Here is a 19,867-nt window from a genome sequence, read left to right as displayed (position 1 = left end):
GTCGTCCAGCCTCCGCAGTATCGGCCAGGGTGTGTTCCCCGTGTGCCATCAGCTTGCCGCCGATCCGCGATCCGCTCGTTCGGCCCCACGACGGCCACAACGTTCGCTTCCCGACACTGTCGGATCGCGCCGATAGCGTTCGTAGTCACGATGAGACAGCCCGCCTCCCGGAGGAGCCAGCCATGAACCAGTACCTGCTCGCGGTCCAGCTCGACGAAAGCACGCTGCCGGAGACGGCCGAGGAGTTCGACGCCCAGATGGCGCGCACCGGCCAGGTCAACGACGAGCTTCGTGCGGCCGGGGCGTGGGTCTTCGTCGGCGGCCTCGCCCCCGCGCAGGCGAGCAAGGTCGTGCGGCCCGACGAGGGCACGACTCTGGTGACCGACGGCCCGTTCGCCGAGACCAAGGAGCACCTCGGCGGCTTCTGGGTGATCCGGTGCGACGACTTCGACCAGGCCGTGTCCTGGGCGCAGAAGTGTGCGCTGGCCTGCGGAAGCCCGATCGAGGTACGCCCGTTCAACGACCCGGCGGAATACCGGGAGAACCTGTAGTCGGCTCCGGCCCGTTCACCGGCCTTCGTCACCGCGGTCGTGGAGGACCTCGCGGGCCTGCTCCGCGGCGCGCAGCAGGTTCTCGGTGACGAAGTCGAGGAACCGGGCGATGTTCTCCAGCCGGACGGCCGCGGGCGTACCGGCGCCGAGTACGCCCACGCCGGCCCGCGCCACCTCGACCAGCAGTTGCCGACACTCGAGCGGAGCCTTCGCTTCTCACCAGGCGACCACGCCCTCGTCGTCGAAGAAGCCTCCCCGCGGGCCGTCGTCCGGCAGGGTGGCGAGCCGGATCGCGATCGCGGCACCCTGATCCGCCGTCCGGGACGAGGCGAAGCCGGTGAAGTCCGTCGCGACATAGCCCGGGCAGCACGCGTTCACGATCACGTTCGTCTCCGCGAACCGGCGGGCGTACTGCACCGTCACGCTGTTCAGCATCGACTTCGACGGCGCGTACGCCGCCATGACCGGCCCGGTCCGCAGCGCGAGCGACCCCATGTTGCTCGACACGTTGACGATCCGCGGCGACTCCGCCTGCCGCAGCAGCGGGAGCATCGCGTTCGTCACCCGCACGACGCCGAACACGTTCGTGTCCAGCACCGTGCGAACCACGTCGAGGTCGAGCGTCGTCGGGTCCTGCGCGCCGCCGTCCGTCCGACCGCCGATCCCCGCGTTGTTCACGAGCACGTCCAGTGTTCCGGCCGTCCGCTCGAGGTCCGCCGCCGCCGCGGCGACCGAATCGTCGGAGGTGACGTCGAGCGCGACGCCGAACGCCTCGACACCCGACGCCCGCAGACGCTCGACCGCCTCCTCGCGCCGTGCGGAGTTCCTCGCCCCCACCGCGACCGTGTAACCGAGCGCCCCGAGGCCCTGCGCTATCGCCAGGCCGATTCCCTTGTTCGCGCCGGTGACCAGCGCAGTCTTCGTCACGCCGTCCATCGTCGGCGCCCTACCGGCCGGGCGTCCAAAACCATCTCAGTACGCTGTGATACTCACCGGGTATTACGCTCGGTCTCGTGGACGACCTCGAAACCCGCGAACTCCGCTATTTCGTCGCGGTCGCCGAAGAACTGCACTTCGGGCGCGCCGCCGGTCGGCTCGGGATCGCCCAGCCACCCCTCTCCCGGGCGATCAGCCGCCTGGAGCGACGGCTCGACGTCCAGTTGCTCGACCGCAACCGCCGCGGAGTGGCACTCACCGACCCCGGCCGGGTGCTCCTCCGCGAGGCCCGTACGGCTCTCGACGCGGTCGCGGCCGCGGCCCGCCGGACCCGCCGCGCCGCCGATCCGGCGCGTCCGCTGGTGCTCGTCACGAAGGCCGGGGCCTCCCACGAACTACTCCAACGCCTTCTGGACGCCAGTGAGGCACCGGTCGAGGTGCTGCTCTGTGAAGTCGGCGAGCAGGCCGGGCTGCTCCGCAACGGACGCGCCGACGTCGCGCTCATGCACCGCCCGGTCGACGACCTCGCCGGGTTCGACACCGAAGACCTCGTGACCGAAGGCCAGGTCGCGATCGTTCCCGCGGCCCATCCGCTCGCCGCACGCGAGAAACTCACGCTGGCGGACGTCAGCGACGTCCCTGACCTGCCGATCGCCCGCTGGCCCCGGCTCGACGGGTCGTACCCGGACGGGCCCGGACCCGAGGTGCACACCCAGTCGCAACTCGCCCAGCTCGTGGCGCTGGGCCGGACGCTTCTCGTCATACCCGCGTCCAGCCGGGCCTGGCAGTGGCCCGAGCACGTCGCGGTGCCGGTGATCGACGCGCCCGACATCACCACGGTGATCGCCTGGCCGTCGAACAGTCACTCACCCGCGATCGCGTCGCTCGTCCGCTCGGCCGGCCGGGCTCTGCCCGCCGGGACGGCGTCCGAATGACAAAAGACCGCCGGGGTGCCTCGGAGGCACCATCCGGCGGTCGAGCGGTCGATCAGACCTTCTTCTGGTAGGCGCGGAGCGCCAGTGGCATGAAGACCGCCACCAGGCCGACGCACCAGGCCAGCGTCCACCAGATGTGGTTGCCGACCGGCTGGCCCAGGAAGAGGGCGCGCATCGAATCGACCAGGTGGGTGATCGGGTTGAGCTTCACGAAGCCCTGCATCCAGCCGGGCAGCGCCGAGAGCGGGACGAACATGGTGGACGCGAAGCTCAGCGGCAGGACGGCCAGGAACATGATCCCCTGCACCGCGCCGGAGGTCCGGGCCTTCATGCCGACGAACACCGACACCCAGCTGAGCGACAGCGCGAAGACCACCGCGAGGGCGGCAGCCGCCACGGCGGCGAGCGGGTTGGCGTGGATCCGGAAGCCCATCGCGTAGCCGACGGCCAGCGTCGAGATCGTGACGATCACGTACCGCACGACGTCGCCCAGTACCGCGCCGATCAAGGGCGCCGGGCGCGGGATCGGAAGCGACCGGAACCGGTCGAACAGACCCTTCTCCATGTCGACGTTGAGGTTCACGCCGATCGCGATCGCGCCGGTGGCGATGCTCTGGGCGAGGATGCCCGGCAGGAGGAGCTGCAGGTAGTCGTGGGTCGTGCCGGAGATCGACTTACCGAAGATGTAGACGAAGATGACGAGGAAGATCGCCGGCTGGATCGTGACGTCGATCAACGCTTCTGGCGTGTGCCACGTCTTGATCAAGCTGCGTTTCATCAGCGCTACCGAGTGCCTGACGAGGCGGAACGGCTTGCGGGTGCGGGCCGCCGGGACGGCCTCACGGGCGGTGTTGGGGCTGGTCAGAGTCGTGGTCATGCCGCGACCTCCTTGGTGGTGTCGTCGGCGGAGGCCGTCCGGCCGGTGAGCGTGAAGAAGACCTCGTCGAGGCTCGGGAGGTGCAGCGAGAGCTCGGTGACCGGGATACCGGCGGCGGCGAGGCGGGCGACGGTGGTGGTCATGGCGTCGTCCCCCTTGACCGGGACGGCTAGCACACCCTTGCGGATCTGGTCGGCCGCGGCGCCCGCGGAGACCTCGTTCAGGATCTGCGCGGCGAGCTCGAGGTCGGCGGAGTTGCTGGGGCGCACCTCGAGGGTCGAGCCGCCGACCACCCGCTTGAGCGCCTCGGGCGTGTCGTGGGCGATGACCACGCCGTGGTCGATCACCGTGATCTCGTCGGCGAGGGCCTCGGCCTCTTCGAGGTACTGCGTGGTGAGCAGCACGGTCGAACCGTCGCGGACGAGCGTGCGGACGACGTTCCACATGTCTTCGCGCTTGCTCGGGTCGAGGCCCGTGGTGGGCTCGTCGAGGAAGATGACGTCCGGGCGTCCGACCAGGCTCGCGGCCAGGTCGAGGCGGCGGCGCATACCGCCGGAGTAGGTCTTCGCGGAGCGGTTGGCCGCGTCCGTGAGGTCGAACCACTCCAGCAGCTCGGCGGCCCGCTGGCGGGCGCCTTTCTTGCCGAGGTCGAGCAGGACGCCGAAGAGCTCCAGGTTCTGCCGGCCGGTGAGGTCCTCGTCGACGGACGCGTACTGGCCGGTGAGGCCGATCGCCTCTCTGACCTGCTGCGCGTTGCGGACGACGTCGTAGCCCGCGATGCGGGCCGAGCCGCCATCCGGGCGGAGGAGGGTGGACAGGATGCGCACGGCGGTGGTCTTGCCGGCGCCGTTGGGACCGAGGACGCCGAGGATGGTGCCCCGTTCGACGGCGATGTCGACGCCCTGCAGCGCTTTGGTCGCGCCGAAGTTCTTGATCAGGCCGTCGGCCTCGATCACCAGGTCTGTGGTCATGAGGAGAACTCTGGAGGTCGCCGCTGCCAGGACGCTGATACGGCGCTGACAGCGCCGCTGTCAGCGCTGTCAGGCTCTGTTGCCGTTCCGTGGCCAGAGCGGAATCGTCAAGCCGGCGGGCACGTCGTCGGCCGAACCGGTGTACCGGGCCATCGAGGTGTGGGTGGCCCAGGCGAAGTAGTCGTACAACGACTGCCGGACCGGGCCGGTGAACCCCGCGTCGGTCAGTGCCAGGTCGAAGCACTCGATCGCGCGGCGATCCATCTCCTCGTGCGGACCGTTCCCGCTGTGCATCCGGACGACCGACGTCTCGTCGCCGTACGTCGACGAGTACCGGGGTGGCCCACCCAGAGCCTCGGCCCAGTACGCGGCGAGGCGTTCGGTGTGATCGGGGTGGAAGCCGTGGCTGAACGCGTGGCTCACCACCTCATCGGCAAGGACCCGCTCGTGCCAGGCCGCGGCCAGGCGGACCAACCCGTCGTCGCCGCCCGCTTCGTCGTACACACTCGGCATGGGTCGAGCATGCCTCACGAGACCAGAACACCGCCGGACGCTCTACGAGTCGGGTACGAGGTCGCGCGGAAAGGCCCGGAGCGCGGGGTGTGCGCTCCGGGCCTTTCGACGGCTGGGCCGTTCAGTCGCCGAGTGACGAGAACTCGCCCCACGAGTCATGACGCTTCTTGCCGAAGCGGCGGCGACGAGGCCGGTAGCAGTCGTTGTAATCCCACTCGTCGCACCGGTGGTACTCCTTGTGGTAGCTACCGCTCATGTCGTCCAGCCTCCTCGCTCGTTTTGCGGAACTCTCCGTGGAGCCCCGTTCTGGTACAAGCATGGAGCCAACCGACGGCGCGCTCGATCAGCCCGCCAACGGCCGCAACGTTAGCTGGCCAACACTTCCCCTCGGGAAGGCAGCCCCGCTCCGGTCAGGCGGCGGCCGGCGGGACCATCGGGCTCGAGTACGTGGCCCGCTCCTCGCTCGGCATCAGGATCCACAGGATCGGGTAGAGGAACAGGATCTGACTACCCGGGATCAGGAACAACGTCAGCAGGAAGAGGGCTCGAGCGGGCCACGGGTCGAGGCCGATACGGGCGCCGAGGCCGGAGCAGACACCACCCAGGAAGCGCCCCTCCCGCGGACGGACCAGACCCTTGGAGGCGAGGTAGCGGTGGACGTCGTTCATGGTGTGGGCTCCCCTTCTAGTGCGTCTTTCCTGATGCCATCACTGTGCGGCTCGGAGGGGGTGCGGCACATCGGGTGAGTCCCTGCCCCGCCCCCGGAGATCCGACTCCGGGACCACCCCGACGCCCCGGACCGCCGGGCCGGAAAGCCGCACACGACAAAGCCCCGGAGTGCTGACCAGCACTCCGGGGCTAGGGATCAGCTGACGGTTCAGCTGCAGTAGTTGTAGTCCCAGCAGTCGTTGTGGTGACGGCGCTTGTGGTGGTGGCGCCGCGGGCGGCAGTAGTCGTAGTCGTCCCCGCAGTAGTCGTACTCGTAGTCGTAGCAACCGCTCATGATGGTCAGCCTCCTGATGTGGTGTCCGAGGGCCTGTCCCCCGGTGCACCACCAGGCTCGCGCCGAATCCCCGGCGGCTCGATCGGCGCCGCTACGGGCGGACGGTTCGATTGCTGACACTCCGTGTGTACAGAAAACCCCACAGCAAAGAACCCCGGAGCGCTTCCGCGCTCCGGGGCCCTCTCAGCGACGTGGATCAGGGGATACGGACGATGATCGGGCCGCCGTGGTCCCAGCAGTCGTCGTAGCGCCGGCGACGGCGCGGCCGGCAGTAGTAGTCGCCGTCCCGGTGACGCTCGACCAGTCCGTACTCGTGGTTGTAGCCGCTCATCGGGACCACCTTCCTGGTTGTCGGGGAGCCTCTCTCCCGTCCACCACCACTCTCACTTGGATGACACGACAACTTGCTCAGCGTGACGACTCTCCGCGCGTACGGACGCCGACACTCCACTTTCGCCGATCGACGGCAGCCACTGCAGCCGGCGGGGTAGCCACCAGTTCGCCCGGCCGAGCAGCGTCATCGCCGCCGGGACGAACACCAGCCGGACCACGGTCGCGTCCAGCAGAACCGCGACGGCCAGGCCCAGGCCGATCATCCGCGAGAACGGCGAGGGCGCGGCCACGAAGGCCAGGAACACCGACACCATGATCAGGGCCGCCGACGTGATCACCCGGCCGGTCGACGCCAGCCCGCTCGCCACCGAACCGACCGGGTCCCGATCGGCGTCGTAGGCCTCACGGATCCGCGACAGCAGGAAAACCTCGTAGTCCATCGAGAGTCCGAACAGGACCGCGAAGAACAGCGTCGGCAACGGCGAGGCGATCAGCACCTTGTCTTCGATGCCGAACCAGCCCCACTGGAACACCGCGACCACCACGCCGTAGGCCGCCCCGATCGACAAGAGGTTCATCAGCACCGCCTTGAGCGGCACCACGACCGAACGGAACACCAGCAGGAGCAGCAGGAACGACGCGATCAGAATCGCGCCGACGAAGATCGGCAGGGTCCGGTCGAGCTGCCGGGTCAGGTCGTCAGTCATCGCGGTGAGACCGGAGACCGCGACGTTGTCCGGCACTTCGTCCCGGATCCGTTCGAGGGTGTCCGAGGTCGCGGTCGCCGACGGTTCGGTCCTGGTGAGCACCCGCAGCACGACCGTGTCTTTCGACGGTGAGGTGACCGGCTCCCCGACCGACGCGATGCCGGGATCGGCCGCGAGCTGCCGCGACAGCGCCGGGATGTCGGTTCCGCTCCTCCGCAGGTCGACGACGATAAGCAGAGGGCCGTTGACCCCGGGGCCGAAGCCCTCGGCGAGGAGGTCGTAGGCCCGGCGGTGACTCGTGGTGGTGGAATCGCTGCCGGCGTCGGGGAAGCCGGTCCGCATGCTCAGGGCCGGGGCGGCCAGCGTCAGCAGCGCGAGGGTCGCGGCGACCAGATACCGCACCGGGCGCCGCGACACGTGCCGAGCCCACCGCCCCCACCCCGACCCGGAAGACCCGGCCGCACCGGAAGACCCGGCCGCACCGGACGCACCGGCGCGCCGGGAAAAGCTCCGACCGAACCGGCCGCGGTCGATCCGGTCACCGAGCAGCGCCAGCATCGCGGGCAGCAGCGTCAGCGCCGCCAGCACCGCGCCCAGCACGACCAGCGCCGTACTCACCCCGACCGAGATCAGGAATCCGAGACCGGTCAGCGTCAGCGCCAGCATCGCGACGACGATCGTTCCGCCCGCGATCAGGATCGACGTCCCGGCCGACGCCATGGCGTCCCCCAGTGGGTCCTTCGACCCGGACGAACGGTTCTCGCGATACCGCGACACGATGAACAGCGCGTAGTCGATGCCGACGCCCAGCCCGACCATCGCCGCGACGGTCGGCGCCGCCGTCGACACGTCCATCCCGTTGGCCAGCAACACGATCCCGCCGAGTCCGGCACCGACCACGAGCAGCGCCAGCACGATCGGTACCAACGCCGCGACCAACGACCCGAACGCCACGACCAGGATGATCAGCGCGGCGACGATCCCGACCCCTTCGGCGCCCGACGACGGCGTCTCGGAGTTGATGAACGCCGCGTCCCCGCCCAGCTCGGCGCTCATCCCGGCCGACCGCGCGGGCTGCAGTGCGTCCAGAATCGCAGTGAAGGGGGCAGTCCCCAGTTCGCCGGCCGGTGCGTCGAACGTGATCTCGGCGTAGCCGATCCGCCCGTCGGGCGAGAGGGTACCGGCCGTGAACGGATCGGCGACCGCGGTGACGTGCGGGACGTCGGCGATCCGCGCGACCGCGGCGGAAACGGCCGCTCGATCCGACGCCAGACCCTCCGGCGCGGAGAAGACCGCTACGGCGGCGCCGTCCGCCGCGGCCGGGAACCGCTCTTCGAGCAGCTTCATCGCGCGCTCGCTCTGGCTTCCCGGCGCGACGAAGTCGTCGGCGAACGAGCCGCCGACGGTGCCGGCCAGTCCGAGAAGTACGACGGCCGCGACCGCCCAGGCACAGATCGTGATCCACGGTTTGCGGGCGCTGGCCAGTCCCAGTCGCCGAGTCAGCGTGTTCATGGCCAACAGAGTCGGGATTCCGGCTCCGGAGATCGCCCGGCGTGGGACGGGATCGTTCGTCCCCCCAGCGGGGGAGACCCGGACCGAACACCCTCGCCCTCAGACGGATGACGACGGCGTCACCGCAGCTCTACCGTGCTGGGAATGAACCTCACCGGCCCGTTCGCACGCTGGCCGCGGACGTCCGACGCGCTTCTCGCGCTCCTGCTGGCGTTCGGCGCCGCGACGCTTCGGGACACGCAGTCCGACTCGGCCGAGTGGCGGTCGCTCGGCGACGTCATGCTCGCCGTCGTTCCGGTCATCGCGGTCGCGGCGGCCGCGCTGTACTTCCGCCGGCGTGCGCCGCTGCTGGTGCTCGGGATCTCACTGGTCGGATGGGCACTGCTACTGATTCCCGACGAATACAGCCTCTTCCTGATCCCGCTGGTCGCGTTGTACAGCGTCGCGAAGTACGAACCGAGCCTCCGCCGGTCGCAGCTCGGCCTCTACGCGGTGTACGCCGTGCTCGTTCTCGACGGTCTCGTCCGCGGCACCCCCTGGTTCGAGGTCGGATTCGGCGTCGTCGTCCTCGCGATGATCTTCTACATCGGACGCCAGCTGCAGCTCCGCGAGGAGCGCGCCGAGCAGCGCCGTCGCCAGCGCGCCGACGAAGCCCGCCGGATCGTCGCCGAGGAGCGCACACACATCGCCCGCGAACTGCACGACGTCGTCGCGCACCAGGTCAGCATGATGACCGTGCAGGCCGGTGCGGCCCAGGCCGTCGCCGACAGCGACCCGGAGAGCGCTCGCCAGGCGATGGCCGCGGTCGAACAGGCCGGCCGCCAGACCCTCGACGAGCTGCGGCACCTCCTCGGCGTACTGCGGCCGGAGACCGGGCGCAACGGCTTCGGCCCGGTTCCCGGCCTGACCGATCTGCCTCGGCTGATCGAGCAGGTCGCCGCGGCCGGCCTCGACGTCCGACTCGACGACGGGCTGCGCACGGAGCTACCGACCCGGGTGCAGCTCTCCGCCTACCGCATCGTCCAGGAGGCCCTGACCAACGTGCTCAAACACCGCGGCCCCGGCACCCGCGCCGACGTGCGCCTGACCGAGAGCGGCGGCGACGTGACGATCGAGATCGTCGACAACGCCCCTCCGGGGCCGCTCCGTCCGCAGCACAGCGGCGGTCACGGCATCATCGGCATGCGCGAACGCGCGACCCTGCTCGGTGGCACGCTCGAGGCCGGCGTCCGTCCCGAGGGTGGCTTCCGCGTCGTCGCCCGCTTCCCGATCGAGGGGGTACCGGCATGATCAGCGTCGTCGTCGCCGACGACCAGGCCCTCGTCCGCGGCGGGTTCACGATGATCTTGCGGACGCACGACGACATCGCCGTCGTGGCCGAGGCCGGCACCGGTCTGGAGGCCATCACGGCTGCTCAACAGCATCATCCGGACGTCATCCTGATGGACATCCGGATGCCGGAGCTCGACGGGCTCGAGGCCACCGCCCGCATCCTGCGCGACGCCGACTGGCCGGTGAAGATCCTCATCCTGACGACGTTCGATCCGGACGAGTACGTCTACCAGGCGCTGCGGGCCGGAGCCAGCGGCTTCGTGCTCAAAGACATCCCACCCGCGGAACTGGCCACCGCGGTGCGGACGATCGCCGGCGGAGGCGCACTGATCGCCCCGTCGATCACCCGGCGCCTGATCAGCAAATTCGCCACCCAGCGGGGTGTCAACAGCGCGGTGGCCGATCGGGTCCACCGCCTGACCGAACGCGAGCGCGACATCGTGGTCGCGGTCGCGCGCGGCGCCACGAACACCGAGATCGCCGAGGAGCTGTTCGCCGGCCCGGCGACCGTGAAGTCACACGTGTCGAGCATCCTCACGAAGCTGGGCCTGCGCGATCGGGCGCAGATCGTCGTGTTCGCCTACGAGAGCGCCCTCGTGGCGCCCGGAGCCCACGACATCGGCCACTGACGCGCGTGTCATCCGGTCGGATCCGGGAAGGAGACACGCCTATGACACTGGTGAGCTCCGGTCACCTGGTCGCCGCGCACGGCCAGGGCCTCAAACAGGTCGGGGAGTTGCTCCTCGCGTTCGGATTCACCGCGCTGATCGGCCTGGAGCGCCAGCTCCGCGGCAAGGCCGCCGGCCTGCGGACGCAAGCGATCGTGGGCACGACTTCGGCGCTGATCCTGCTGGTCAGCAAGTATGGCTTCGGCGACGTGCTGGTCACCGGCAAGGTCACGCTCGACCCGTCCCGGGTCGCGGCCCAGATCGTGTCGGGCATCGGCTTCCTCGGCGCCGGGCTGATCCTCACCCGCGGCGGCTCGGTCCGCGGGCTGACCACCGCCGCCGCGGTGTGGGAGTCCGCCGCGATCGGCATGGCTGCCGGCGCCGGATTGCCGCTGCTGGCGGGCGTGGTCACCGGTCTGCACTTCGTCACGGTGTTGGGCTTCAGCTGGCTCGCGAGCCGGTTGCCCGGCAGCCGAACGGATGCCGCCCGCGTGCGGGTCTCCTATCGCGACGGTCAGGGCACGTTACGTGGCCTGCTGGCCACCGGCACGACCGGCACGTGGACGGTCACCGGCGTGCGGTTCACCGAGGCGGAGGAGAACATCGCCGCGGAGCTCGACGTCGTCGGTGGCGGCAGCGTCGACGAACTGCTGGCCCGCCTCAGCGAGGTCCCCGGCGTCGCTCACGTCGAGATCGTCAGCGACGAAGAGTTCGACTGAAGAGCTTCCGCACCTGCCGCAGTGCCTCGTCGACGTCGGCCGCGTCGTAACCCTGACGCACCGAGGCGAACTCGCTGGACGAAATGCTGACCGGCACCGGTCCGCCGTCCATCGCCGCCTGGATCTCGTCGAACAACCGCTCGACCTGCCACGGGTTGTACCCGGGGCCATAGGTCCGCGGCCGGAAGCTCGCCCGCAGCTCGCGCACCGCGATCCGGTCGTCCTCGGTGAACGACCCCTCCGCGGGAGGCGGCGCCGGCGGCACGTCGACTTCGTCCGGAACGAACTCCCGCAGGTTGCGGTCGGTCACCAGCAGAAGATCTTCCCGACGACGTAGCGCAGCCGCGATGTGCAAGGACTCGCGCCGGGTCGCCGGCGACTCGTGCAGGCGGCGGATCTCGGTCACGATCGCCGTCTGCTGCGCCAGCCCGAGCTCCGGCGCATCGAGCAACTCGCGCATGTTGGTCACCGCCGACGGTGCCGGCGGTTCGGTCGGCAGCGGGTACGGCAACGGTGGCGACGCCGGTAACTCGCGTAGCGTCCGGGCCAGCGCGAACGCCGCCGCGGCCGTGCCCGAGCTGAAGTCGATCAGCTGCCGCTCGGCGATCGTCGACGGCAGTGAGTGCGGTTGTTGCACCTCGAGCAACAACGGCAGCAACGGCTTGCCGAGCGCCAGCGCGTAGTCCCACTCGCGCCGGCACGCGGTCGAGCTGATCGAGGCCCGCGACACCGCGGCCACCAGGACGTCCGCCCGGCGGATCCGCCGCAGGATCTCCGGCCACCACTCGACCCCGCCGGCCAGCTGGCGATCGAACCAGACGTCGTGCCCGAAGTCGCCTATTCCGTCGGTCAGGATGCGGATCCGCGCTTCGTCGGAACGCGCATAAGAGAAGAAGATCCGCACGGCCGCTCAGCGTACCGACCCGCCGAATCGCGACTAATACCGGGCGATTCGCCGGAAAAGGTGTTGCCTATCCGCGTCACCCGTCCGACGTCCCCGGAGGCACGCGTGCGCCCCAAGACCCTCGCCGCCCTCACCACTGCCGCCGCGCTCGTCGCGGGAGGCGCCGCCACCTACGCCGCTCGCGCCGACAACGACGCGCCGCGCGCCCGCAGCGTCATCTTCATCAACGGTGACGGCATGGGTCCGGCGCAGCGCGAGGCCGCACGCCTCAAATACCACGGCTTCGACGGCCGGCTCGCGATGGACAGCCTCCCGGTCTCCGGTCAGTTGACCACCAGCCCCGACGACCCGATCAGCGCGATCACCGACTCCGCCGCCGGGGCGACCGCCTGGACGATCGGCAAGCGCACCTACAACGGCGCGATCGGCGTCGACGTCCACAAAAAGGCGTGGCGGACGCTCGGCCGGCAGGCGAAAGACGACGGAAAGGCCACCGGGCTGGTGACGACGGCCCAGGTGACCGACGCGAGCCCGGCCGCGTGGTTCTCCAACGAGGAGTCGCGGACCGCGGAGGACGACATCGCACGTCAGTACCTCGAGGTCAGCAAACCGGACGTGATCCTCGGCGGCGGCGAGGACTGGTGGCTCCCGGCGAGCAACCCGGGCGCGTTCCCGGACCACGGCGGCGAGGAGAGCAAGGGGACGAAGGGCAACCTGATCGCCCAGGCCCGGCGGGACGGCTACCGGTACGTGTCGTCGGCGTCCGAGCTGCGGGCCGCGCCGGCCGACGGCAAGCTGCTCGGGCTGTTCGCGAACGAGGAGATGTTCCAGCAGCGCGAAGAGGGCAAGGGTGACGTCTACGACCCGGTGGTGCCGCTCGCGGACATGACGTCGAAAGCGCTCGACACGCTCTCGAAGAGCCGGAACGGCTTTTTCCTGTTCGTCGAGGAAGAAGCGATCGACGAGTTCTCGCACCACAACAACGCGACCCGGATGCTGCAGGCGATGGGCGAGCTCGAAAAGGCCGTCGTGGTGGCGAAGGCGTATGCCGCCGAGCACCCGGACACGCTGCTGGTCATCGCCGGTGACCACGAGTGCGGCGGGCTCACCGTCGAGGACAACGCGAAGACCGACGAGTCGGGCAGCGGAGTCTCGCGTGAGGACGGGCCGTTCCCGGTCGCGCGCAGCCCGCGCCGGTTCAGCCTCGACTGGACGACGACCGGCCACACCGGCGTGGACGTCCCGGTGACCGCGACCGGCCCCTACGCGACGCAGTTCACCGGCAAGCACCCCAACACCCACGTCCACGAGGTCCTCGCCGAGATCCTGTGACCTCCCCCGTCCGCCTCGGTTAGCCCACGTCTCGGTCGGGTCGTTTGTCCATGCAACGAATTCAAGCTCCGTTCATGCGGACGCAAGTTCCTGTGGTTTCACGAGGTGTTGCCTGTGCTGTGGTCATCACACAGGAGGATCCGTGGAGAACAAAGGACTGCGCTGGCTCGCCGGCTCGGTTGCGGTAGTCGCCGCCGTTGGTGCTGCCACCATGACCGTGGGCGCGGCCGACGCGAACGGCGGCCGCCCGAAGGCCAAGAGCGTCATTTTCATCAACGGCGACGGCATGTCCGCCGCCCACCGCGAGGCCGCACGCCTCGCGATGACCGGCCTCGACGGCCGTCTGGCGATGGACAGCCTGCCCTACTCCGGCCAGCTGAGCACCAGCCCGCACGACCCGAAGACCGCGATCACCGACTCCGCCGCTGCCGCCACCGCGTGGGCCACCGGCCACAAGACCTACAACGGCGCGATCAGCGTCGACGTCAACAAGAAGCCGCTCGCGACGCTGGGCGAGCAAGCCAAGAAGGCCGGCAAGGCCACCGGTATCGTCACGACCGCCCAGGTCACCGACGCCAGCCCGGCCGCCTGGTTCTCGCAGACCGTCGACCGAGGTCAACAGGACGACATCGCGCGTCAGTACCTCGAGGTCAGCAAGCCCGACGTCATCCTCGGCGGCGGTGAGGACTGGTGGCTGCCCGCGGGCACCCCGGGCGCGTTCCCGGACAAGCCGGCCGAGGACCCGACCGAGGCGAGCAAGGGCACCAAGGGCGACCTGATCGCGCAGGCCAAGAAGTCCGGCTACACCTACGTCACCTCGGCCTCGCAGCTGAAGGCGGCCAAGGGCGGCAAGCTCCTGGGCCTCTTCTCCAACGAGGAGATGTTCCAGCAGCGCGAGGAGGGCAAGGGCGACATCTACCGCCCGGTCGTCCCGCTCGCCGACATGACGTCCAAGGCGCTGAGCACGCTGAAGACCGACAAGGACGGCTTCTTCCTGTTCGTCGAGGAAGAGGGCATCGACGAGTTCTCGCACGAGAACAACGGCGAGAAGGTTCTGAAGTCGATGGCCGAGCTCGAGAAGGCCGTCAAGGTCGCGAAGGCGTACGTCGCTTCACACCCCGACACGCTGCTGGTCATCACCGGTGATCACGACTGCGGTGGCGCGACGGTCGAGGCCGCGGAGGACACCGCGGACGAGTCCGGCGACGGCATCTCGAAGGAAGACGGTCCGTTCGCGATCGCGAACAGCCCGCTCAAGTTCACCATCGACTGGACCACCAGCGGCCACACCGGCGTGAACGTGCCGGTCACCGCCTCGGGCCCGTACGCGTCGTCGTTCACCGGCGAGCACGCGAACACCTACGTGCACGAGGTTCTGTCGAAGATCCTCACGAAGTAGCTCGTCGTCTCGAGGGCCCGGCCGGCGTATTCACCGGCCGGGCCCTTTTTGTGCCGCTCGCCCAGCGGAAGTGGTTGAGGAAGCGGTAGCCGCCGGTCGCGGTACGGAACGGGCGGGCCGCGTCGAGGATCGTCGGCACCGGGCCTTCTTCACCCAGCAGGATTCCGGCAATCAGGGCTTCGTCGTCGGGCACTTCCCACGGGACGTCGACCAGTCCGGCGTTGATGTCTCGAACCCCGGCGTCGGCCAGCAGGTCTTCGAGGCCGCCGGGGAGCCGGAGATCGCCGTCCTCCAGCGGCTCTCCGGCCAGCGCGGTGTTGATCACGTCGAGCTCGTTCCGCGCTCGCTCGGACCAGTTCGCGACGATCACGGACCCGCCCGGCACGGCCACGCGCACCATTTCCGCGGCGGCGGCGTCCGGGTCGTCGGCGAACTGGAGCGCGTTGATCGCCGTCACCACGTCGAACGTGGACGCCGGCCACGGCAGCGCCTCGGCCCGGGCCACCCGGACGTCCGCATCCGGCGCGGCGCGGCGCGCCAGCTCGACCATGGCCGGCGAGGAATCGGCACCCGCCGCGGACGCCCCGCGCCCGATCGCCGCGGCGAGAAACCGGCCACTCCCGCACCCGACGTCGAGCACCCGGCTACCGGCAGCGAGCCCGGCGAGCTTCCAGAGCGGCGCGGCCAGGGAGCCCCACCAGCGATCCCACTCCACCGCCACCGGCGACCAGTCGTCGGTCACGTAACGGTGACGGCGATGCAAGTGACCGGCGGCCGGTTGATGCGGAACACCTTCGTGGCCAGGTTCGCGACCGCCGACATCCAGTACTTCTTCGCGATGTAGCCGCGCACCCGCGGGATCTCCGAGTCGTCGAGCAGCTGGGCGGTGCCCGACGCCGTCGCCGCGCCCGGCGCCTCTTTGCCGCGGAAACTGCACACCGTGAGCTGCACGGCCGGGTTGTTCCGGATCCGCTTGACCTTCCAGGCGCCCGCGTCCGAGATCATGTACACCACACCGTCGACATAGGCGTGCCACACCGGGGTCACCACCGGCGTGCCGTCTTTTCGATACGTCGTCAGGTTGACGTACCGCCCCTGACCGATCTGCTCCGCGACGCTCATCCGTGCAGGTTAGACCGCCACGGCCCCCGGAACGTCAGCTAGGTTGAACCACACCGGAATGCCCCGTTCGCGAGCGATCGCCACGTCCTGATCGGCGCCGGTCGACTCCCCCGGCAGTCGCAGCACACCTTCGCAGCGCTCCAGCAGCCGTTGCGCGCTCGGGTACATGATCTGCCCGGCGATCGGATCCGCCGGGCCCGTGCCACCCGCCCCGCGGAGCACCGGTAACGCGACCCACTCCCCGATCATCGGCACGTGCCCGGCCTGGAACAGTGGCCACGCGGCCTCCTCCAGCCGGCGGAGGTTCGCCTCCATCAGCGCGGGATCGTCGCCGGTGCCGGATCGGTAGGGACCTGCAATCAGGATCATCATGCGAGGTACGCTACGTGCAAGATTGTGAACAAACAAGAAGGAGCATGAATGCTTGCCGCTCAGCGTCATGAGCTCCTGCTCGGCCGGCTCCGCACCGACGGCCGGATCGTGGCCAAAGACATTGCCGCTGAGCTGGAAATCTCTGAAGACAGCATCCGCCGGGACCTACGCGAACTTGCCGCCGCCGGGCTGTGCCAGCGCGTCTACGGAGGGGCACTCCCGGTCTCGCCCGCCGTCGGCGACCTGACAACGCGCACAAACGTGCAACCAGATTCCAAGCAGCGCGTCGCCGTCCGGGCCGCTCGGCTCATTCCGCCGGGCGGCACCGCGATCCTCGACGGGGGCACGACCGCGCTCGCCGTCGCGAAGTCCCTGCCCGCTGACCTCCGGGCCACGATCGTCACCCACAGCCCGATCGTCGCGTCCGCGCTGATCGACCACGCGGGCGTCGAGATCCACGTCATCGGCGGCCGGATCTTCAAGCACTCCGCCGTCGCGTGCGGCGCGGCCGCGGTCGAGGCCGCGTCCGGTCTCCATGCCGACGTGTTCCTGATGGGCGTCACGGGCGTGCACGCGACCGAAGGACTCACCACCGGTGACGCCGACGAGGCCGCGATGAAACGCGCGCTCTCCCGCCGGGCCGCCGACACCTACGTGCTGGCCAGCGCCGAGAAGATCGGAGCCGCGTCGCCGTTCACGGTGCTCGGGCTGAACGACGTGGCCGGCATCGTCACCGACGTCGACACCGCGAGCCTGCGCGAGATCGCCGACACCGGTGTTCCGATCGTGCCCGCCTAGAGTTGCGTTTCGAGGTACTCGCGCTCGGCCGCGTTGTCGGTCTGCGTCGCGGCCTCGCGGTAGGAGTCGCGCGCCTCGCGCAGACGGCCCAGCCGACGCAGCAGGTCGGCCTTGGCCGCCGGCAGGTAGTGGTAGCCGGTGAGTTCGCCGGTCGTTTCGAGCGCGGTCAGTTCGGCCAGACCGGCCGCCGGTCCGTCCACCATCGACACCGCGACCGCCCGGTTCAACGCCACGACCGGCGTCGGCCACACGCGGTACAGCGCGTCGTAGAGCGTCCGGATCTGGGTCCAGTCGGTGGAGTCGTAGCTCGGCGCCTGCGCGTGGAGGGCCGCGATCGCGGCCTGCAGGCTGAACCGTCCGGCCGGACCCGCGCGCAGGGCGCTCACCACGAGACGGTCGGCCTCAGCGATCAGGTCGCGGTCCCAGATCGAACGGTCCTGTTCGGCGAGGCGCACGAGCCGGCCCTCCGGCCCGACTCGGCTCCCTTCTCGAGCGCGGTGGACGAGGAGCAGCGCGAGCAAACCGCCGACCTCGGGCTCGGCGGGGAGCAGCGCGTGCAGCATCCGGGCGAGGTCCACCGCCCGTTCGGTGAGGTCGACGCGGAGCAGCGCGTCGCCCGACGGCGCGGTGTGCCCGGCCGTGGCGAGCAGGTGCACCACGGTCAGCACCGCGTCGAGCCGTTCCGGCAACTCGGCGGTGCTCGGTACGCGATACGGGATCCGGGCGGCAGTGATCTTCTTCTTCGCCCTGGTGATCCGCGCGGCCATCGTGGCCTCGGAGACCAGGAACGCCGAAGCCACGTCCGGGGTGCTGACCCCGCAAACCATCCGCAGCGTGAGCGCGACCCTGGCCTCGATCGAGAGTGCCGGGTGGCAGCAGGTGAAAACGAGCCGGAGCCGGTCGGTTTCCGGCTCCGGATCCTCGCCGATCAAGAGAGGCAGCTTCGACTCGAGCGTCTGACGGCGGGCGAGTGTCGAGAGCGCCTTGTTGCGGGCGGCCGTGGTGAGCCAGGCGCCGGGCCGCTCCGGGATGCCGTCGCGCTCCCAGGCGGTCAGCGCCGCGACGTACGCGTCTTGAACGCTTTCCTCGGCGACGTCCAGGTCGCGGGAGACGCGCACCGTCGCGGCGAGCACGCGGGCCCACTCGCGGCGGTGCGCGTCGGCGATCGCCTGAACGACGCTCAAAGCACTTGGAAGTCGACGAGCGGCCTGACCTCGACGCCACCCTCGACGATCGGGGTCAGGCGCGCGAGTTCGAGGGCGTGATCGAGATCGCGCGCCTCCATGATGAAGACACCGGCCAGCGCCTCCTTGGTCTCGACGAACGGCCCGTCGGTGAGTAGCCCGCTGCGGATCACGGTGGCGGTCGTCGGGTCCTGGAAGCCGAGCCCGGCGACGATGCGGCCGCCTGCTTCGGCGACGCGAGCCGGCAGATCCAGGTGGGCCCGCATCACGTCGGGCGGCAGGTTCTCGGGCGCCACGGCCTCGTAGATCAACACGGCGTACTGCGGTGTCGTCTGCTGGTTCATGCTGCCCAACCCTTCCAGCGCGCGGTTTCGGCCGCCGGGTCGGCGTCCGGATGGAAAAGGTGCAGTGAGACGCCGACCGAACCACCCCAGTGGTCGCGGCCGAAGACCGCGACCAGCGAATTCTCCGTCCGCAGCCCGAGGAAACGGGACGCGCGGTAGAAGACGTCGGCGGCGGGGGTGTCGAGGCGGTCGCGGATCTCGGCGAACGAGCCCGGCAGCTCGGCCTCGGTCCGGCGGGCGTCGCGGCCGGCGAACGAGCGGAGGTACTCGGCGAGCAACTCGCGGTAGAACGCGGTGTGCTCGGCGCACTGCTCGTACTCGACCGGGTCGTCAGCGTAGGAGCCGACGTGGAGGTAGCTCGCCTTGGTGCCGCCCGGGACCGCTTCGAGGTGGTATTCGAGCTGGTTGTACCAGCCGTCGTCATCGTCGGCGCGGGTCCGGAAGAGGTGGCCGGGCTGCCAGGCGGTGACCCGGCCACCGCGCGCGGTGAGGCCCTTTTCGGTGCCGCCTTCGCGGGGCTCGTACGTGATCGGCCACAACCAGCCCGCCGACCGCCGGGTGATCGCGTCGAACACCGTGTCCGGGTCGGCTGGGAAGACCCGCTCCCAGCGCACGTCCTTCGTCATCGAGGTCTCCGTTCGTTGTTCGCTCTTGTACTGGCGACCAACGGAGTCCGCGGAAATCGACAACGTGCCCTCACCAGTTTCTGCGCCGGCGATCTGGATGCGGCCGCGAGGGCAGGTGGTCAGGACAGGTGAGGGCCGACGATCGCGGCGACCTTGATCCGGACGACGGACGGCTCCGGCGGCGGACCGGTGCGGTCGGCGAACAGCAGGTGACCGGCGCCGATCAGCATGAACGCAATCGTGTCGACGTCGGCGTCGGGCTTGATGCGGCCACCGTTCCGCTCGGCGTCGAGGTACCCGGCGATGATGTCGGCGGCATCGGTGAGCACCGGCACCCCGGCCGGCCAGGTGTCGCGCAACCGGGCCCGCAGTCCGTCGCGGAACGTCACGAGTGCGACGGTCGCCACCGCGACCGAACCGAACAGCCCGATCAGCGCCTCGGCGAGGTTGTCGACGACCCGGCCACTGCCGGTCGCCTCGCGCAACGCGGCCGCCTTCGGGTCCATCCGGTGGATCCGATCGAGCACGAACTCGGCCAGGAACGTGTCGAAGTCGGCGAAGTGGCGGTGCAGCACACCCTTGGCGACGCCGGCCTCGTCGGTGATCGCGCGGCTGGTCAGCGCACTCGGTCCGGCCTGCAGGAGCACCCGCCCGGCGGCGTCGAACAACTGCTCGCGCACGTCGCGGAGCGCTACGCCGGTTGGCACTGGCCGATCGTAGCCGGTTCGA

25 protein-coding genes and 1 pseudogene are annotated in these 19,867 nt (G+C 70.0%); 8 read left to right on the top strand and 18 right to left on the bottom strand.

The window, feature by feature from the left end; all coding sequences use genetic code 11:
* Positions 1-182: 182 nt before the first annotated feature.
* A complete protein-coding gene (locus ACIBZJ_RS35645) occupies positions 183-551 on the top strand; it encodes a YciI family protein (RefSeq protein WP_395937687.1) in 369 nt (122 codons plus the stop codon).
* Between the two features lie 15 nt (positions 552-566).
* Here the strand turns inward: ACIBZJ_RS35645 and ACIBZJ_RS35640 are convergent.
* Positions 567-734, bottom strand: a pseudogene (locus ACIBZJ_RS35640) (MarR family transcriptional regulator); the annotation flags it as partial.
* Between the two features lie 33 nt (positions 735-767).
* A complete protein-coding gene (locus ACIBZJ_RS35635; protein ID WP_395937685.1) occupies positions 768-1,487 on the bottom strand; it encodes an SDR family oxidoreductase in 720 nt (239 codons plus the stop codon).
* 77 nt (positions 1,488-1,564) lie between these two features.
* Between ACIBZJ_RS35635 and ACIBZJ_RS35630 the strand changes: the two genes are divergently transcribed.
* On the top strand, positions 1,565-2,422 hold the full coding sequence (locus tag ACIBZJ_RS35630; protein ID WP_395937683.1) for a LysR family transcriptional regulator: 858 nt from the start codon (positions 1,565-1,567) through the stop codon (positions 2,420-2,422).
* Positions 2,423-2,474: 52 nt separating this feature from the next.
* Here the strand turns inward: ACIBZJ_RS35630 and ACIBZJ_RS35625 are convergent, their stop codons facing one another.
* The 8 genes from ACIBZJ_RS35625 to ACIBZJ_RS35590 all read right to left on the bottom strand — a co-directional run bounded on the left by ACIBZJ_RS35625 (position 2,475) and on the right by ACIBZJ_RS35590 (position 8,338).
* On the bottom strand, positions 2,475-3,299 hold the full coding sequence (locus ACIBZJ_RS35625; RefSeq protein ID WP_395937681.1) for an ABC transporter permease: 825 nt from the start codon (positions 3,297-3,299) through the stop codon (positions 2,475-2,477).
* The gene (locus ACIBZJ_RS35620; protein WP_395937679.1) at positions 3,296-4,270 is read right to left on the bottom strand and encodes an ATP-binding cassette domain-containing protein; all 975 of its coding nucleotides are present in this window, start codon (positions 4,268-4,270) and stop codon (positions 3,296-3,298) included. The genes ACIBZJ_RS35625 and ACIBZJ_RS35620 overlap by 4 nt, the downstream gene beginning before the upstream one ends.
* A 69-nt stretch (positions 4,271-4,339) precedes the next feature.
* Positions 4,340-4,783: a group II truncated hemoglobin gene (locus ACIBZJ_RS35615; RefSeq protein WP_395937677.1), complete on the bottom strand. Its 444-nt coding sequence runs from the start codon at positions 4,781-4,783 to the stop codon at positions 4,340-4,342.
* A 121-nt stretch (positions 4,784-4,904) separates the two neighbouring features.
* Entirely contained in the window at positions 4,905-5,039 is a 135-nt protein-coding gene (locus ACIBZJ_RS35610) for a hypothetical protein (protein WP_395937675.1), read from the bottom strand.
* A gap of 154 nt (positions 5,040-5,193) precedes the next feature.
* A complete protein-coding gene (locus ACIBZJ_RS35605) occupies positions 5,194-5,451 on the bottom strand; it encodes a PspC domain-containing protein (RefSeq protein WP_395937673.1) in 258 nt (85 codons plus the stop codon).
* 209 nt (positions 5,452-5,660) lie between these two features.
* The gene (locus ACIBZJ_RS35600; RefSeq protein ID WP_395937671.1) at positions 5,661-5,786 is read right to left on the bottom strand and encodes a hypothetical protein; all 126 of its coding nucleotides are present in this window, start codon (positions 5,784-5,786) and stop codon (positions 5,661-5,663) included.
* Between the two features lie 196 nt (positions 5,787-5,982).
* On the bottom strand, positions 5,983-6,117 hold the full coding sequence (locus ACIBZJ_RS35595; protein ID WP_395937669.1) for a hypothetical protein: 135 nt from the start codon (positions 6,115-6,117) through the stop codon (positions 5,983-5,985).
* A 52-nt stretch (positions 6,118-6,169) separates the two neighbouring features.
* The gene (locus ACIBZJ_RS35590; RefSeq protein ID WP_395937667.1) at positions 6,170-8,338 is read right to left on the bottom strand and encodes an MMPL family transporter; all 2,169 of its coding nucleotides are present in this window, start codon (positions 8,336-8,338) and stop codon (positions 6,170-6,172) included.
* 144 nt (positions 8,339-8,482) lie between these two features.
* Between ACIBZJ_RS35590 and ACIBZJ_RS35585 the strand changes: the two genes are divergently transcribed.
* Genes ACIBZJ_RS35585 through ACIBZJ_RS35575 form a run of 3 tightly spaced genes read left to right on the top strand, consistent with a single transcriptional unit; the run spans position 8,483 to position 11,057 of the window.
* The gene (locus ACIBZJ_RS35585; protein ID WP_395937665.1) at positions 8,483-9,628 is read left to right on the top strand and encodes a sensor histidine kinase; all 1,146 of its coding nucleotides are present in this window, start codon (positions 8,483-8,485) and stop codon (positions 9,626-9,628) included.
* Positions 9,625-10,299 (top strand): response regulator, encoded by a 675-nt coding sequence (locus tag ACIBZJ_RS35580; protein WP_395937663.1) that lies wholly within the window; start codon positions 9,625-9,627, stop codon positions 10,297-10,299. The genes ACIBZJ_RS35585 and ACIBZJ_RS35580 overlap by 4 nt, the downstream gene beginning before the upstream one ends.
* Before the next feature lie 41 nt (positions 10,300-10,340).
* Complete coding sequence (locus ACIBZJ_RS35575; RefSeq protein WP_395937661.1) at positions 10,341-11,057, top strand: MgtC/SapB family protein; 717 nt, start codon at positions 10,341-10,343, stop codon at positions 11,055-11,057.
* On the opposite strand, the gene ACIBZJ_RS35570 is transcribed toward ACIBZJ_RS35575, so the two are convergent.
* Positions 11,035-11,961 carry a toll/interleukin-1 receptor domain-containing protein gene (locus ACIBZJ_RS35570; RefSeq protein WP_395937659.1) on the bottom strand — a complete coding sequence of 309 codons (927 nt, stop codon included), beginning with the start codon at positions 11,959-11,961 and terminating at the stop codon, positions 11,035-11,037. The two genes, ACIBZJ_RS35575 and ACIBZJ_RS35570, sit on opposite strands and share 23 nt — an antisense overlap.
* Positions 11,962-12,066: 105 nt before the next feature.
* Here ACIBZJ_RS35570 and ACIBZJ_RS35565 point away from each other — a divergent pair, with 105 nt between their 5' ends.
* Positions 12,067-13,293, top strand: coding sequence for an alkaline phosphatase (locus ACIBZJ_RS35565; RefSeq protein ID WP_395937657.1), 1,227 nt, complete (start codon positions 12,067-12,069; stop codon positions 13,291-13,293).
* 211 nt (positions 13,294-13,504) lie between these two features.
* Positions 13,505-14,692 carry an alkaline phosphatase gene (locus ACIBZJ_RS35560; RefSeq protein WP_395938142.1) on the top strand — a complete coding sequence of 396 codons (1,188 nt, stop codon included), beginning with the start codon at positions 13,505-13,507 and terminating at the stop codon, positions 14,690-14,692.
* Here the strand turns inward: ACIBZJ_RS35560 and ACIBZJ_RS35555 are convergent.
* The 3 genes from ACIBZJ_RS35555 to ACIBZJ_RS35545 are packed head-to-tail and all read right to left on the bottom strand — an operon-like array spanning position 14,682 to position 16,183.
* The gene (locus ACIBZJ_RS35555) at positions 14,682-15,434 is read right to left on the bottom strand and encodes a class I SAM-dependent methyltransferase (RefSeq protein ID WP_395937655.1); all 753 of its coding nucleotides are present in this window, start codon (positions 15,432-15,434) and stop codon (positions 14,682-14,684) included. The genes ACIBZJ_RS35560 and ACIBZJ_RS35555 overlap by 11 nt on opposite strands.
* On the bottom strand, positions 15,431-15,814 hold the full coding sequence (locus ACIBZJ_RS35550) for a PPOX class F420-dependent oxidoreductase (RefSeq protein WP_395937653.1): 384 nt from the start codon (positions 15,812-15,814) through the stop codon (positions 15,431-15,433). Before ACIBZJ_RS35550 ends, ACIBZJ_RS35555 begins: the two co-directional genes overlap by 4 nt.
* Positions 15,815-15,823: 9 nt before the next feature.
* Entirely contained in the window at positions 15,824-16,183 is a 360-nt protein-coding gene (locus ACIBZJ_RS35545) for a DUF4406 domain-containing protein (RefSeq protein ID WP_395938140.1), read from the bottom strand.
* A gap of 51 nt (positions 16,184-16,234) precedes the next feature.
* Between ACIBZJ_RS35545 and ACIBZJ_RS35540 the strand changes: the two genes are divergently transcribed.
* Positions 16,235-16,984, top strand: a complete 750-nt coding sequence (locus ACIBZJ_RS35540; RefSeq protein WP_395937651.1) for a DeoR/GlpR family DNA-binding transcription regulator — start codon at positions 16,235-16,237, stop codon at positions 16,982-16,984.
* On the opposite strand, the gene ACIBZJ_RS35535 is transcribed toward ACIBZJ_RS35540, so the two are convergent.
* The 4 genes from ACIBZJ_RS35535 to ACIBZJ_RS35520 form a co-directional block, all read right to left on the bottom strand.
* Positions 16,981-18,168, bottom strand: coding sequence for an RNA polymerase sigma factor (locus ACIBZJ_RS35535; protein ID WP_395937649.1), 1,188 nt, complete (start codon positions 18,166-18,168; stop codon positions 16,981-16,983). The genes ACIBZJ_RS35540 and ACIBZJ_RS35535 overlap by 4 nt on opposite strands.
* The gene (locus ACIBZJ_RS35530) at positions 18,165-18,512 is read right to left on the bottom strand and encodes a YciI family protein (RefSeq protein ID WP_395937647.1); all 348 of its coding nucleotides are present in this window, start codon (positions 18,510-18,512) and stop codon (positions 18,165-18,167) included. Before ACIBZJ_RS35530 ends, ACIBZJ_RS35535 begins: the two co-directional genes overlap by 4 nt.
* Positions 18,509-19,138, bottom strand: a complete 630-nt coding sequence (locus ACIBZJ_RS35525) for an SRPBCC domain-containing protein (protein WP_395937645.1) — start codon at positions 19,136-19,138, stop codon at positions 18,509-18,511. The genes ACIBZJ_RS35530 and ACIBZJ_RS35525 overlap by 4 nt, the downstream gene beginning before the upstream one ends.
* 119 nt (positions 19,139-19,257) lie before the next feature.
* A complete protein-coding gene (locus ACIBZJ_RS35520) occupies positions 19,258-19,845 on the bottom strand; it encodes a TetR/AcrR family transcriptional regulator (RefSeq protein WP_395937643.1) in 588 nt (195 codons plus the stop codon).
* Positions 19,846-19,867: the final 22 nt, after the last annotated feature.

Origin of the sequence: Cryptosporangium sp. NPDC051539, assembly GCF_044454545.1 — a bacterium.
GTDB lineage: Bacteria > Actinomycetota > Actinomycetes > Mycobacteriales > Cryptosporangiaceae > Cryptosporangium.
The sequence above is the reverse complement of the archived record's forward strand: the minus strand, read 5'-3'. Positions and strand labels throughout refer to the sequence as shown.

Coding starts and splice junctions, on each gene's coding strand:
- ACIBZJ_RS35645 (WP_395937687.1), top strand. CDS start 183: ATGAACCAGTACCTGCTCGCGGTCCAGCTCGACGAAAGCACGCTGCCG.
- ACIBZJ_RS35635 (WP_395937685.1), bottom strand. CDS start 1,487: ATGGACGGCGTGACGAAGACTGCGCTGGTCACCGGCGCGAACAAGGGA.
- ACIBZJ_RS35625 (WP_395937681.1), bottom strand. CDS start 3,299: ATGACCACGACTCTGACCAGCCCCAACACCGCCCGTGAGGCCGTCCCG.
- ACIBZJ_RS35620 (WP_395937679.1), bottom strand. CDS start 4,270: ATGACCACAGACCTGGTGATCGAGGCCGACGGCCTGATCAAGAACTTC.
- ACIBZJ_RS35615 (WP_395937677.1), bottom strand. CDS start 4,783: ATGCCGAGTGTGTACGACGAAGCGGGCGGCGACGACGGGTTGGTCCGC.
- ACIBZJ_RS35610 (WP_395937675.1), bottom strand. CDS start 5,039: ATGAGCGGTAGCTACCACAAGGAGTACCACCGGTGCGACGAGTGGGAT.
- ACIBZJ_RS35605 (WP_395937673.1), bottom strand. CDS start 5,451: ATGAACGACGTCCACCGCTACCTCGCCTCCAAGGGTCTGGTCCGTCCG.
- ACIBZJ_RS35600 (WP_395937671.1), bottom strand. CDS start 5,786: ATGAGCGGTTGCTACGACTACGAGTACGACTACTGCGGGGACGACTAC.
- ACIBZJ_RS35595 (WP_395937669.1), bottom strand. CDS start 6,117: ATGAGCGGCTACAACCACGAGTACGGACTGGTCGAGCGTCACCGGGAC.
- ACIBZJ_RS35590 (WP_395937667.1), bottom strand. CDS start 8,338: ATGAACACGCTGACTCGGCGACTGGGACTGGCCAGCGCCCGCAAACCG.
- ACIBZJ_RS35585 (WP_395937665.1), top strand. CDS start 8,483: ATGAACCTCACCGGCCCGTTCGCACGCTGGCCGCGGACGTCCGACGCG.
- ACIBZJ_RS35580 (WP_395937663.1), top strand. CDS start 9,625: ATGATCAGCGTCGTCGTCGCCGACGACCAGGCCCTCGTCCGCGGCGGG.
- ACIBZJ_RS35575 (WP_395937661.1), top strand. CDS start 10,341: ATGACACTGGTGAGCTCCGGTCACCTGGTCGCCGCGCACGGCCAGGGC.
- ACIBZJ_RS35560 (WP_395938142.1), top strand. CDS start 13,505: ATGACCGTGGGCGCGGCCGACGCGAACGGCGGCCGCCCGAAGGCCAAG.
- ACIBZJ_RS35550 (WP_395937653.1), bottom strand. CDS start 15,814: ATGAGCGTCGCGGAGCAGATCGGTCAGGGGCGGTACGTCAACCTGACG.
- ACIBZJ_RS35545 (WP_395938140.1), bottom strand. CDS start 16,183: ATGATCCTGATTGCAGGTCCCTACCGATCCGGCACCGGCGACGATCCC.
- ACIBZJ_RS35540 (WP_395937651.1), top strand. CDS start 16,235: ATGCTTGCCGCTCAGCGTCATGAGCTCCTGCTCGGCCGGCTCCGCACC.
- ACIBZJ_RS35530 (WP_395937647.1), bottom strand. CDS start 18,512: ATGAACCAGCAGACGACACCGCAGTACGCCGTGTTGATCTACGAGGCC.
- ACIBZJ_RS35525 (WP_395937645.1), bottom strand. CDS start 19,138: ATGACGAAGGACGTGCGCTGGGAGCGGGTCTTCCCAGCCGACCCGGAC.